Origin of the sequence: Christiangramia qingdaonensis (genome assembly GCF_048381525.1) — a bacterium.
Classification (GTDB): domain Bacteria; phylum Bacteroidota; class Bacteroidia; order Flavobacteriales; family Flavobacteriaceae; genus Christiangramia.
Genome location: NZ_JBLWIM010000012.1, coordinates 491,395 through 502,903, shown reverse-complemented (window position 1 = coordinate 502,903; position 11,509 = coordinate 491,395). Strand labels below are relative to the sequence as shown.

Here is an 11,509-nt window from a genome sequence, read left to right as displayed (position 1 = left end):
TTGAGCAAATGTAATGATTTTTCATAAATATGAAAATGTTTATTTTATTAGTAATAAATGATCAAAAGAGCTGAAAATAGCGACCTCCAGGAGATTAAAAAACTAACTGAAGCCTGTGCCGAAGCGATGATCGAACAGGGAATCTATCAATGGAATGAACACTATCCTTCCATCGAAAAATTACAGGCGGATGTAGAAAAGAAGGAACTATTCAAGCTAGTTTCAAAGGATGTCATTATGGGCATAATCGTCCTCACTCCGGTTAAGGATGAGCAGTATGATCCTATTAACTGGTTGAGCAAAACAGAGAATAACCTTTATGTTCACAGGCTGGCCACACATCCTGAACAGTGGGGTTCTGGATTAGGACAAGAATTAATGGACTTTGCCGAAAACTTTGCCAGAGAAGAGAAGTATGAATCGGTAAGACTTGATACCTTCAGTTTAAATAAGCGGAATCATAAATTTTACGAAGCACGCGGATACCAGAGACTGGGTAATATCTATTTTCCGAAGCAAAGCGAAGCTCCTTTTTATTGTTACGAGTTGCTTTTGTAGTATAAAGGCTTCTATATTTGCTGAATATGGCCTCAAAACCGGGAAATTCTGTAAGTTTTGGTAATATTAATAAGATCGCGATCCCGGCGATCATAGCAGGTATCGCAGAACCTTTAATATCACTAACCGATATTGCAGTTATTGGAAATGTAGAAGAAAATTCCATAGAAGCCCTGGCCGCTGCAGGAATCGTAGGTTCTTTTCTTTCTGCCATCATCTGGATTGTAGCGCAAACCAAAACTGCGATTTCAGCAACCGTATCTCAGCATCTGGGAGCAAATCGCTTACATGCTGTCAAGACCCTTATTCCTCAAACTATCCTTTTTAATTTTCTGTTCAGCCTGGTGATTTATGCTACTACAGCGATCTTTGCTGAAGCGATCTTCAGCGCGTATAATGCTGATGGTCTAATTCTGCAGTATTCTGAAAGTTATTATAAGATCAGGGCACTGGGATATCCCCTAACACTGGTAACCTTCGCGATCTTCGGCGTTTTTAGAGGTTTACAGAACACCCTTTGGGCAATGAAATGCAGTCTAACCGGAGCAGCGGTGAATATAGTTCTGGACTATATTCTGGTTTATGGAATAAACGGGCTTGTACCGGCAATGCATCTTGAAGGTGCCGCGTATGCCAGTCTTGCTGCGCAGGCGACTATGCTTATCATGGCACTCTGGTTCTACTTCAGGAAAACACCATTTCATTTGAAGTTGAGTCTAAAGATCAATCCGCAGATGAAACCTTTATTGCTTATGGCAGCAAACCTGTTCATAAGAACTGCTGCTCTTAATTTTGCCATCTATCTGGCAAACGCTTACGCGACAGATTATGGTAAGAACTATATAGCGGCTCAGAGCATTCTTATGAACATCTGGCTGTTCTTCAGCTTTTTTATAGATGGATATGCCAATGCTGGAAACGCGATCGGAGGAAAATTACTGGGCGCCAGGGATTATAAGAATTTATGGGAACTGAGTAAAAAAATAAGTAAATATGCCGTACTTATAGCGCTAATTCTAATGGGGATTTGCTTTGCATTATATGATCAGATCGGCTTGTTATTTAATAAAGAAGCAAGTGTACTGGCATTATTCTCTTCAGTTTTCTGGATAGTTTTGATCATGCAACCCGTAAATGCTATCGCCTTTATGTTCGACGGAATCTTTAAAGGACTGGGAGAAGCAAAATATTTGCGAAATGTCTTACTGGTTGCAACTTTCCTTGGCTTCACTCCTGCACTTCTGCTCGCAGATCATTTTGGACTGAAACTCTATGCGATCTGGATCGCGTTCTTTGTATGGATGCTCATTCGAAGCAGTACTTTAGTTATATATTTCCGAAGAAAATATCTTCACAAAGAAGTCTAAAGACGATCAAGAGATATACTTAGAAATCTTATTTTTGAGTAAAATCGTTTTACATTATGAGTACCAACCGCGAGAACGGAAGTTTATTTACCAATATAGACCAGAAGATAGCAACACTGGAATTTGGCCACCCGGCCAGTAATTCTTTTCCGTCGGTTCTTCTGAAAAGACTGGAAGATGAGATTCACAGCCTTTCCGAAAATAAGGATGTAGCCGTGATCATTCTAAAATCTGAAGGTGAAAAAGCTTTTTGTGCCGGTGCATCTTTTGATGAACTTATCAATATCGATAATCTTGAAGATGGTAAGAAATTCTTTTCTGGTTTTGCGGGAGTAATTAATGCCATGAGAGTATGTAAAAAACTGATCGTAGGAAGAATTCATGGTAAAACAGTTGGTGGTGGTGTTGGACTTGCCGCTGCCTGTGATTATGCATTCGCTACGGAAGCTGCTTCGATTAAACTTTCAGAATTGAGTATTGGAATTGGTCCTTTTGTGATCGCTCCGGCGGTAGAAAGAAAAATGGGTACCGCTGCATTGGCAGAACTCACTCTGGCAGCTCATGAATGGAAGAATGCATATTGGGCAAAAGAAAAAGGTTTGTTTGCTCGTGTTTTTGAATCTGCTAAAGACTTGGACAAGGAAATATCACTATTTACTGAAAAGCTTGCTTCCTATAATCCGCAGGCACTTACTGAAATGAAGAAAATCCTCTGGAAAGATACGGATCACTGGCCGCAATTGCTGGAAGAAAGGGCTGCTGTTTCCGGAGAACTGGTGCTTTCAGATTTTACAAAAAATGCGCTTTCAAAATTTAGAAAATAGATGAGTTCGATACAATCTATCAAGCCTGAAAAAGATGAAGCTTACGAGATGGGTTACACGATAGGAACTTTTCTTGGTGAGAATATCTATCTTTTGATCGCACTGGTTATTGGATTGATCGCCGTTATATTCATGTGGAAATACGTTAAAAACACACCCGATGCAGGAACACCTCCCGAAAGATAAGGATCCAAATAAGTACCAGGAATGGGGATGGACCCTTCAGGAATTCATCACAGAAAACCTGTGGTATCTACTGGCAATACTATTTTTAATAGTCATATTCGTTTACGCACGTTACCGCTGGAGAGTTCGTAACAACCGAAAATACAAGAACTAATGGAACAGGATACCTGGGAATTTCTAAGCTTTTTAAGCGGAATGGGTTTTTGGATCCTTCTTGCCATTATTCTTATTGTAGTAGTGCTTTATAAGAAGTTTAGAAAGTAATTACCTCGTTTTTAACCAGCCCGTAATGCTCAGCCTTGGAACTTTGACAGTTTTAACTTCATGTTCCAGCTCCTGACTTTCAAAAATAACCATTCTACCAGGTAAAGGATAAATTTTTAACTCCTCTTCCTTGCCGTTGTTCGTAGTATAAATACTTAGTTCACCACCATTTTCAGGTGTCCAGTTTTCGTTATTCAGGTAACAAACCATGGACAATTTACGTCTCCCATCATTTTGAAAAGTATCAAGATGTCGCTTGTAGAAAGTTCCTTCCGGATATAGTGCATAATGAAATTCCTTATGGAGTATTCCCATAAAACATGTACGATTCAGGTATTGCACCAGATCATTAACCTTTTGAAAAAATATGGATTCAGCAGGTTCAGCTGTAGCTTCATTCATCCATAGAATAAAATCTCCCCGAACAGATTTTTCAATAAGCTCATTGGTTCTATTCCCAATTGCAGCTTTCTTGAAAGCATCTTCCTTATGTTTGGCTATAAGCGTTGACCTAAGCAGGTCTACCTCAGCAGGATTAAAGAAACCATCAACAATGCTATATTTTTGTTCTGCTATGTCAGTAATGATGGTTTCATAAAGCTCATTGAGCTCGAAATCTACCTGTTCAAATAACTCCTTTTCTTGAAGGATCATGTGCGAAAAATTTCGCAAATGTAAATTTTAATTCAATTCGTTGGTGTTAAAAATTTCGCCTTAAAAATTCCAATTATCTTTGCACAAAATAACTGCATAATGAGCAAGATTCGAATCACCAAACAATTTACTTTTGAAACCGGTCACGCCCTGTATGGATACGATGGCAAATGTCGCAACGTACATGGACATTCTTATAAACTTGGCGTCACAGTTATTGGCGAACCTATTACAGACCGCGAACATGTAAAATTGGGGATGGTGATCGATTTTGGGGATCTAAAAAAGATCGTAAAATCTGAGATCGTAGACCAGTTTGATCACGCGACCGTATTTAACAAAAACACACCACACTTAGAGCTGGCAAAAGAGTTGAAATCCCGTGGTCATCATGTGATCCTGGTCGACTACCAGCCTACCAGTGAAAATATGGTAATAGATTTTGCAGCCAAAATTTCTAAACATTTACCTGAACATATCAAGCTTCACTCTTTGAAATTGCAGGAAACTGAAACTTCGTTCGCAGAGTGGTATGCCAGTGATAATAGTTAGGGCGCAACCCTTCGGGTCGGGCTATACGCTACAAGTCCCGTGAAAAACGGGAGCTTTTCGCTGCTATCCCTTGCGCAAAGCCTGAATTATGCCTTTTTTAATTCTCCAATTTGCAAAGCTTGATCATAATTGGCACTTACAGATTTTTTTAGACCAAGGATCTTAGCGCCGTCTACCCTTTGTAGTGTTACCACGCTTTCACCTTTTTTGTTCTTCGAAATTTTCACCACCTCAACCAGGGTGTTTTTAACCGACTTGTAATTTGCCACTCCACCTTTCTTCACAACGAAGTTAAGCTTTGGCATATTCAAGGCTGTGTACGTGGTATTCTCCGGGGACTGGATTAGAAGACAATCACCAATTTCCGGATTATTGTCAATATTTGTGGCATTTACCTGGTAACTCATTAAACCACAAATCATTAAAAAAGCGATAGAAAATAGTTTCGTAAATTTCATATTAGCAATATTTATGGATTTAATCTCTAAATTAATAATTTCTGAGCTTCTGGCGATGCGTTTTTAGAATGCTTTAAGTCTTCTATTAAAAAAGAAGTTTCAGTAGAATTTCTATCTTCGCCATAAGTTGTAAACCATGAAAGTTTCCCCAGGAAAAAAAATATATTTCGCCAGTGATAATCATCTGGGCGCACCTACTCATGAAGAAAGCAGGCCTCGAGAAGCCAGGTTTGTAAAATGGCTAGAAGAGATCAAAGAAGATGCAGAGGCAATTTTCCTTCTGGGAGACCTCTTTGATTTCTGGTTTGAATATAAACACGTGGTTCCAAAAGGCTTTGTTCGAACATTAGGTAAACTGGCCGAAATTAGAGATTCAGGGATCCCCATCTATTTTTTTGTAGGAAATCATGATCTATGGATGCAGGATTATTTTCAGAAGGAATTAAATATTCCAGTCTATCATAAACCCAAGGAGTTCGAATTCTCAGGAAAGAAATTCCTCGTGGGTCATGGAGATGGATTAGGCCCCGGAGATCATGGCTACAAAAGAATGAAAAAGGTCTTTACCAATCCGCTTTCCAAATGGTTTTACCGTTGGCTGCATCCTGATCTTGGAGTTCCCTTAGCGCAGTATTTTTCAGTAAAGAATAAAGCGATCTCAGGAGAAGAAGACATGAAGTTCTTAGGTGAGGAAAAAGAATGGCTTATACAATACTGCAGGCGTAAACTGGAGCAAAAAGACTACGATTACTTTCTTTTTGGTCACAGGCATTTACCTATGGAGATCGATCTAGACGGTAAGGCTACTTATATTAATACCGGTGATTGGATCAACCATTACACATTTGCGCAGTTCGACGGTAAGGATCTTAAACTGGAAAAGTTGGTTTTCTAAATACTTTCTCGTATATCCTTCAGTCTAAGCTGAATCGTGGTATAACCATTCCAGGTATTTTCATCGAGACTAAAAACAGCGTCGAACTTTTTCCCCTGTTCTATCAAATTCAGTTTTTCGCCCAGGTTAAAGCCAATTACATCAAATTTTACGTTTGAGCCTTCCTGTTTTACCTGGCATTTCAGGTGAGTTTTATCTGCACCAACACATTTTCCGAAGCCAGTATCGGTTAAATTCCGGGTAAGGAAAACCGGCGACATATTCCCTGGACCAAAAGGAGCGAATTGTTTCAGGATCCGGTAGAATTTTGGCGTAATATCTTTCAGATCTAATTCGGTATCTATGGCAATTTCAGGAGTAAGAAGCTGCCTGTCGATCGTTTGTGAAACTACCTCTTCAAACTTTCTTTTGAAATTATCATATTCGGCTTCCAGCAGTGTCAACCCCGCTGCATACTTATGCCCACCAAATTGCTCGATATGTTCACTACAGGCTTCCAGGGCTTCGTACACATCAAAACCTTTTACAGATCTTGCAGACGCTGCAAGACGTTCCCCGCTCTTTGTAAAAACAAGCGTTGGGCGATACCAGGTTTCGGTTAACCTGGAAGCTACAATCCCAATCACACCTTTGTGCCACTGTTCATCATAGACTACGGTGGTTAGTCGATTTTCTTCTTGAAGATCCAGAATTTGCTGTTTCGCTTCTTCCGTAATACTTTTATCTGTACTTCTCCGATCTGTGTTATAGGTCTCTATTTCTTCCGCATAAGTTGCAGAGATAGCTTCATCTTCTTCCGTAAGCAGATTTACCGCATGCAAACCATGTTTCATTCTACCCGCAGCATTAATCCTTGGAGCTACGATAAAAACAACATCTGTAATACTTACATTTTTACGTTCGCCAAGCAAACTCTGAATCCCTTTTCGGGGTGCAACATTGATCACATGCAAACCATGATAAGCGAGAATCCTGTTTTCGCCAGTGATGGGAACAATATCTGCTCCAATGGCCGTAGCTACCAGATCGAGGTAGGGAAGTAAAGTCTCTTTAGGTTCATTGTTCTTAATAGTGATCGCCTGGATTAGTTTGAAACCAACACCGCAGCCGCATAGTTCGTCATAAGGATAATTACAATCACTCCTTTTTGGATCAAGTACCGCTACAGCTTCTGGAATTTCATTGCCTGGACGGTGATGATCACAGATCACAAAATCAATTCCTTTTTTTCTGGCATAAGCCACTTTATCGATCGCTTTGATTCCGCAGTCTAAGGCAATAATGAGACTCACGTCATTATCTTCAGCATAATCTATTCCCTGGTAGGATACACCATAACCTTCAGCATACCTGTCTGGAATATAAGTGGTCACATTGGGATATCTGAATTTCAGAAAAGAAGACATTAGCGCGACACTGGTAGTTCCATCTACATCATAATCTCCATAGACCATGATATTTTCTCCAGCTTCCATCGCCTGTTCTATCCTGGCTACTGCCCTGTCCATGTCCTTCATCAGGAAAGGATCGTGTAAACCATCTAACTGAGGTCTGAAAAATTTCTTTGCTTCTTCAAAGGTGGTAATTCCCCGCTGAACCAGTAATTTCGAAACTGCCAGTCCGGTTCCAAGCTTTTCGGCAAGAGCCTGTGCTGTGATAGGATCGGGTTTTGGCTTCAGGGTCCAGCGCGTCTTCATAGTCGTTCAAATTTCAGCCGAAAGTAATAAAATTCTACTTCTAATCTAAGCGACTTATTCCCCTATTATCACCCTTATCTTTTGCTGAAGTGCAGGAACTATAGCCGACTCGAATTCCGGGTTTTTCATTCTCCAGAATCGGTTTACCGGGGAAGGATGCGGTAAAGGCCAGTACTCTGGAAGGTATTGCTCGTACTCATGAACTTTAACCGTTAGATTATTTTCCTTTCCGAGGTAATAATTGGAAGCATAAGCACCAATAAGGATCTTCAACTTCACGTTTTTTAAATATTGAAGAACCTCCTCATGCCATAATGGAGCGCATTCTTTCCTTGGTGGTAGATCGCCGGTTTTTGCTTTTCCGGGATAGCAGAAACCCATGGGCAGAATAGCGAAATTGTCGTGATCGTAAAAAGTATTTTCATCAACTCCCAGCCATTCTCTTAGCTTCTTACCACTTTGATCGTTCCAGGCTACCCCAGATTCGTGCACCACTCTTCCCGGCGCCTGACTAATAAGAATGATTTTAGAATTTGATGTTGCTTCAATGATGGGTCTTGGCCCAAGTGGCAAATGTTCCTTGCAAACTTTGCAATCTCGTATGATGGATAATAATTCTTCCAAGATCAGGCTTTTCCTGCAACTATTACTACCAACTCTCCTTTTGGCGGATTTGCGGTATAATGTTCTTGAACTTCAGGTATACTTCCACGAACGGTTTCTTCATGCATTTTGGTGATCTCACGGGAGACAGAAACACGACGATCGTCGCCAAAATATTCCTGAAAGTGGCCTAATGTCTTAAGTAGTTTATGCGGTGATTCGTAAAAAATCATCGTGCGGGTTTCTTCAGCAAGAATTTTGAGTCTCGTTTGTCTACCTTTTTTCACCGGAAGAAATCCTTCAAATACAAATTTGTCATTTGGAAGCCCGCTATTGACCAGTGCCGGAACAAAGGCCGTAGCCCCGGGAAGGCAATCTACTTCAATACCAGCTTCTACGCAGGCCCGGGTTAATAAGAATCCAGGGTCTGAAATTGCAGGAGTTCCCGCATCACTAATAAGTGCGATAGTCTCGCCGGCTTTAATTCGTGAGACAATATGATCTACTGTCTTATGCTCATTATGCATGTGGTGACTCTGCATGGGAGTTTGAACTTCCAGGTGCTTCAGTAGTTTACCACTATTTCGGGTATCTTCAGCCAGAATAAGATCAACTTCCTTGAGAATACGGATCGCTCTCAATGTGATATCCTCGAGATTCCCAATTGGCGTGGGAACCAGGTATAATTTACCCATAAACGTTTATTTCCCGAACTTGTTCTGTATATGAGCTCTAAAACGCTCTTCGTATGCTTCTTTACCCTGCCAGTTATTATAATCTGGCTTTACAACCAGGTCTATAAATTTTGAAGCTTCTTCCAGGCTGGTAAAGGTATTTAGCTGAGATAGTACACGGTTATAATCTGCAGTATCTCCACCAAAAAGATGTTTTATGTAGGCAAGACGCTCGTTAAGGCCAATATTGATTCCTTTTTTCAGTCGGTCATTTAAGGACCTGGGTTTATCATTGGCTGGAACATGCTTTACCGGTTCAAAATCTGGCAAATTATCATAATCCACACCTATATTTCTGAAATCTTTCTTCTCCTCAACCTGTTGTGAATAGGGTGCCGAATTGGATACTTCTGGCGCATCGTTGATATGATTCATAAAAAGATCTACAGACTGACTTTCAGGCGGCATTTGCGCTACAATATCCTTGATCTTTTCAGTATTAGGTTCGGTAATCGCGTCTGAATCTTCATTGAATTCAGTGCCATCTGGATAAAATTCATCGTATGCAGATAATTGTGCTGGAGGCTCAGGCAGATCTTTCACCTTAGGTTTAGGAGTAGCCTCTTCTTCCTGTTTTATCGCTTCTGTTTGCTGAGGAACTTCTTCGGAAAGATGTTTTTCAGTAAAAGCAAGAACAGTCAGTTTTTCATAGAGACGTAAAGCATTTTCCTTCAGCTCCATCGTGTTGAAATTCCCTTTATTCTGAAGGATTTTTTCCGCGATCTCCGCCAGATCAGCCTCAATTTTCTTTTTCATCGGTTTAATTTTATATGTTTTCTATCGGTCAGAAGCAATTTGCAAATAATGATATTTATAGGTAGGCAAATTAGGTTACTACTCATTTCATAACTTTCAAGATTCGCCCCGTCTCCGGGTTGTATTTTTAATAAATTTGTTCCACCTTTATACGAAAGAGGTATTTCCCGTTTCGATTTGAAAAATACAAAATGTTTCTCGAAAATACAGTAAATCACGAAGAGCAATTTGGGTGGATTGAAGTTATTTGCGGGTCAATGTTTTCCGGAAAAACGGAAGAATTGATACGCCGACTCAAACGCGCAAAATTTGCAAAACAGAATGTTGAGATCTTCAAACCTGCGATTGATGTTAGGTATGACGAGGAAATGGTCGTATCTCATGATTCCAATGAAATAAGATCTACTCCTGTACCTTCCGCTTCCAATATCCGGTTACTTGCAGATGGTTGTGACGTAGTTGGGATCGATGAAGCACAATTCTTTGATGATGAGATCGTAACGGTTTGTAATGATCTTGCCAACCAGGGAATTAGAGTGATCGTGGCCGGCCTGGATATGGATTTTAAAGGAAATCCTTTTGGACCTATGCCTAATTTAATGGCCACTGCAGAGTACGTTACGAAAGTGCATGCTGTTTGTACCAGAACTGGAAATCTTGCCCAGTTCAGCTATCGTAAAGCTATTAATGATGACCTGGTTTTTCTAGGCGAAAATGAAGAATATGAACCATTAAGTCGTGCTGCTTACTACAAGGCTATGCTGCGGGAGCGAGTGAAAAAGCTTGATGTGAATGTCGAAGAATTGAATGCTAAAAAAACCGAAGAAAATGCCTGAAGCCAAAGAGACGGTTCTTGAGATTGATCTTGGAGCACTGGCACATAATTACAGATATTTAAGAGCAAAGATCGATGATGGAGTAAAGTTCTTGTCTGTAGTAAAAGCTTTTGCCTATGGGAACGATTCAGTTGTCATTGCCAGAAAACTGGAAGAACTTGGCACCGATTATTTTGCGGTTGCCTATGTGGAAGAAGGAATTCATCTTCGTAAAAACGGGATCACCAAACCTATTCTGGTATTACACCCACAATTCACACATTTCGAAGATATTATCGAGCATTGTCTCGAGCCTAATTTATACAGCGAAAAAATTCTACGTTCTTTTATAGAGACTGCTGAAGCTAAAAATCAAAAGAATTACCCTGTTCATATTAAGCTGAATACCGGTTTGAACAGGCTTGGTTTTGATCATCCAGAGATTGGAACTATCAAGGAAATCATTGGTAGTACTTCCAGCCTGAAGATCGCTTCTGTTTTTTCCCATCTCGCGGCAAGTGAGGACTGGAAAGAACGTGAATTCACGGTAGGACAGATCGACCTTTTCAGGAAAATGACCTGGGAATTGATTGCCGACCTGGACTATGAACCAATACTCCATATTTGCAATACTTCTGGCGTGATTAATTACCCGAAATCGGCTTTTAGTATGGTGCGCAGCGGGATAGGATTATATGGTTATGGAAATGATAAAAATATTGATCCTGAACTAAGACCAATTTCTACGCTTAAAACGATCATTTCCCAGATTAGAAGTCTGGACAAAGGTGATACGGTAGGCTACAACCGCGCGTTCAAAGTGGAGAAACCTACTCGCATCGCAACACTGCCTTTGGGTCATGCTGATGGGATCAACAGGATCTACGGAAAAGGAAAGGCCGGAGTCTTTATAAATGGTGAATATGCTCCTATCGCTGGTAATGTATGCATGGATATTATCATGGTAGATGTGACCAATATTTCATGTGAAGAAGGTGATGAAGTAATCGTTTTTGGAGGACCTCAGCATCCAGTGAAATTTGCTGAAGCTGGAGGCACTATTTCTTATGAATTGATCACCGGAATACAACGCAGAGTTACACGAATTGTAATACCCGAATAACAAATCTTAAAAATTTAAGAAAA

At 40.3% G+C, this 11,509-nt stretch carries 15 protein-coding genes; 9 read left to right on the top strand and 6 right to left on the bottom strand.

The window, feature by feature from the left end; translation table 11 throughout:
* Nucleotides 1-57 precede the first annotated feature (57 nt).
* From ACNI3T_RS07200 to ACNI3T_RS07180, 5 genes are read left to right on the top strand one after another with little or no spacing between them, the layout of a single operon-like run.
* Complete coding sequence (locus ACNI3T_RS07200) at nucleotides 58-558, top strand: GNAT family N-acetyltransferase (protein WP_418227242.1); 501 nt, start codon at nucleotides 58-60, stop codon at nucleotides 556-558.
* 26 nt (nucleotides 559-584) lie between these two features.
* Nucleotides 585-1,925, top strand: coding sequence for an MATE family efflux transporter (locus tag ACNI3T_RS07195; RefSeq protein WP_418227241.1), 1,341 nt, complete (start codon nucleotides 585-587; stop codon nucleotides 1,923-1,925).
* 56 nt (nucleotides 1,926-1,981) lie between these two features.
* Entirely contained in the window at nucleotides 1,982-2,749 is a 768-nt protein-coding gene (locus ACNI3T_RS07190; protein ID WP_418227240.1) for an enoyl-CoA hydratase/isomerase family protein, read from the top strand.
* Nucleotides 2,750-2,935: a hypothetical protein gene (locus ACNI3T_RS07185; protein WP_141876304.1), complete on the top strand. Its 186-nt coding sequence runs from the start codon at nucleotides 2,750-2,752 to the stop codon at nucleotides 2,933-2,935. It begins immediately after the preceding gene.
* Nucleotides 2,910-3,089, top strand: coding sequence for a hypothetical protein (locus tag ACNI3T_RS07180; RefSeq protein WP_418227239.1), 180 nt, complete (start codon nucleotides 2,910-2,912; stop codon nucleotides 3,087-3,089). Before ACNI3T_RS07185 ends, ACNI3T_RS07180 begins: the two co-directional genes overlap by 26 nt.
* A gap of 110 nt (nucleotides 3,090-3,199) precedes the next feature.
* Here the strand turns inward: ACNI3T_RS07180 and ACNI3T_RS07175 are convergent, their stop codons facing one another.
* Nucleotides 3,200-3,853 (bottom strand): 2OG-Fe(II) oxygenase, encoded by a 654-nt coding sequence (locus ACNI3T_RS07175; protein ID WP_418227238.1) that lies wholly within the window; start codon nucleotides 3,851-3,853, stop codon nucleotides 3,200-3,202.
* 99 nt (nucleotides 3,854-3,952) lie between these two features.
* On the opposite strand from ACNI3T_RS07175, the gene ACNI3T_RS07170 reads away from it, so the two are divergent.
* A complete protein-coding gene (locus tag ACNI3T_RS07170) occupies nucleotides 3,953-4,405 on the top strand; it encodes a 6-pyruvoyl trahydropterin synthase family protein (protein ID WP_418227237.1) in 453 nt (150 codons plus the stop codon).
* A gap of 86 nt (nucleotides 4,406-4,491) precedes the next feature.
* Here ACNI3T_RS07170 and ACNI3T_RS07165 read toward each other — a convergent pair whose 3' ends face one another.
* Nucleotides 4,492-4,863 (bottom strand): hypothetical protein, encoded by a 372-nt coding sequence (locus tag ACNI3T_RS07165; protein ID WP_418227236.1) that lies wholly within the window; start codon nucleotides 4,861-4,863, stop codon nucleotides 4,492-4,494.
* 136 nt (nucleotides 4,864-4,999) lie between these two features.
* On the opposite strand from ACNI3T_RS07165, the gene ACNI3T_RS07160 reads away from it, so the two are divergent.
* Nucleotides 5,000-5,758, top strand: a complete 759-nt coding sequence (locus tag ACNI3T_RS07160; RefSeq protein WP_418227235.1) for a UDP-2,3-diacylglucosamine diphosphatase — start codon at nucleotides 5,000-5,002, stop codon at nucleotides 5,756-5,758.
* Here the strand turns inward: ACNI3T_RS07160 and recJ are convergent.
* From recJ to ACNI3T_RS07140, 4 genes are read right to left on the bottom strand one after another with little or no spacing between them, the layout of a single operon-like run.
* Nucleotides 5,755-7,455: a single-stranded-DNA-specific exonuclease RecJ gene (gene recJ / locus ACNI3T_RS07155; RefSeq protein ID WP_418227234.1), complete on the bottom strand. Its 1,701-nt coding sequence runs from the start codon at nucleotides 7,453-7,455 to the stop codon at nucleotides 5,755-5,757. The two genes, ACNI3T_RS07160 and recJ, sit on opposite strands and share 4 nt — an antisense overlap.
* Before the next feature lie 54 nt (nucleotides 7,456-7,509).
* The gene (locus tag ACNI3T_RS07150; RefSeq protein WP_418227233.1) at nucleotides 7,510-8,079 is read right to left on the bottom strand and encodes a uracil-DNA glycosylase family protein; all 570 of its coding nucleotides are present in this window, start codon (nucleotides 8,077-8,079) and stop codon (nucleotides 7,510-7,512) included.
* Between the two features lie 2 nt (nucleotides 8,080-8,081).
* A complete protein-coding gene (rsmI, locus tag ACNI3T_RS07145) occupies nucleotides 8,082-8,753 on the bottom strand; it encodes a 16S rRNA (cytidine(1402)-2'-O)-methyltransferase (RefSeq protein WP_418227232.1) in 672 nt (223 codons plus the stop codon).
* Nucleotides 8,754-8,759: 6 nt separating this feature from the next.
* On the bottom strand, nucleotides 8,760-9,548 hold the full coding sequence (locus tag ACNI3T_RS07140; RefSeq protein WP_418227231.1) for a hypothetical protein: 789 nt from the start codon (nucleotides 9,546-9,548) through the stop codon (nucleotides 8,760-8,762).
* A 191-nt stretch (nucleotides 9,549-9,739) separates the two neighbouring features.
* Between ACNI3T_RS07140 and ACNI3T_RS07135 the strand changes: the two genes are divergently transcribed.
* Both ACNI3T_RS07135 and alr read left to right on the top strand, forming a co-directional pair.
* Nucleotides 9,740-10,384, top strand: coding sequence for a thymidine kinase (locus tag ACNI3T_RS07135; RefSeq protein WP_322301516.1), 645 nt, complete (start codon nucleotides 9,740-9,742; stop codon nucleotides 10,382-10,384).
* Nucleotides 10,377-11,486 carry an alanine racemase gene (alr, locus tag ACNI3T_RS07130; RefSeq protein ID WP_418227230.1) on the top strand — a complete coding sequence of 370 codons (1,110 nt, stop codon included), beginning with the start codon at nucleotides 10,377-10,379 and terminating at the stop codon, nucleotides 11,484-11,486. Before ACNI3T_RS07135 ends, alr begins: the two co-directional genes overlap by 8 nt.
* Nucleotides 11,487-11,509 lie beyond the last annotated feature (23 nt).

Coding starts and splice junctions, on each gene's coding strand:
- ACNI3T_RS07200 (WP_418227242.1), top strand. CDS start 58: ATGATCAAAAGAGCTGAAAATAGCGACCTCCAGGAGATTAAAAAACTA.
- ACNI3T_RS07195 (WP_418227241.1), top strand. CDS start 585: ATGGCCTCAAAACCGGGAAATTCTGTAAGTTTTGGTAATATTAATAAG.
- ACNI3T_RS07190 (WP_418227240.1), top strand. CDS start 1,982: ATGAGTACCAACCGCGAGAACGGAAGTTTATTTACCAATATAGACCAG.
- ACNI3T_RS07185 (WP_141876304.1), top strand. CDS start 2,750: ATGAGTTCGATACAATCTATCAAGCCTGAAAAAGATGAAGCTTACGAG.
- ACNI3T_RS07180 (WP_418227239.1), top strand. CDS start 2,910: ATGCAGGAACACCTCCCGAAAGATAAGGATCCAAATAAGTACCAGGAA.
- ACNI3T_RS07175 (WP_418227238.1), bottom strand. CDS start 3,853: ATGATCCTTCAAGAAAAGGAGTTATTTGAACAGGTAGATTTCGAGCTC.
- ACNI3T_RS07170 (WP_418227237.1), top strand. CDS start 3,953: ATGAGCAAGATTCGAATCACCAAACAATTTACTTTTGAAACCGGTCAC.
- ACNI3T_RS07165 (WP_418227236.1), bottom strand. CDS start 4,863: ATGAAATTTACGAAACTATTTTCTATCGCTTTTTTAATGATTTGTGGT.
- ACNI3T_RS07160 (WP_418227235.1), top strand. CDS start 5,000: ATGAAAGTTTCCCCAGGAAAAAAAATATATTTCGCCAGTGATAATCAT.
- recJ (WP_418227234.1), bottom strand. CDS start 7,455: ATGAAGACGCGCTGGACCCTGAAGCCAAAACCCGATCCTATCACAGCA.
- rsmI (WP_418227232.1), bottom strand. CDS start 8,753: ATGGGTAAATTATACCTGGTTCCCACGCCAATTGGGAATCTCGAGGAT.
- ACNI3T_RS07140 (WP_418227231.1), bottom strand. CDS start 9,548: ATGAAAAAGAAAATTGAGGCTGATCTGGCGGAGATCGCGGAAAAAATC.
- ACNI3T_RS07135 (WP_322301516.1), top strand. CDS start 9,740: ATGTTTCTCGAAAATACAGTAAATCACGAAGAGCAATTTGGGTGGATT.
- alr (WP_418227230.1), top strand. CDS start 10,377: ATGCCTGAAGCCAAAGAGACGGTTCTTGAGATTGATCTTGGAGCACTG.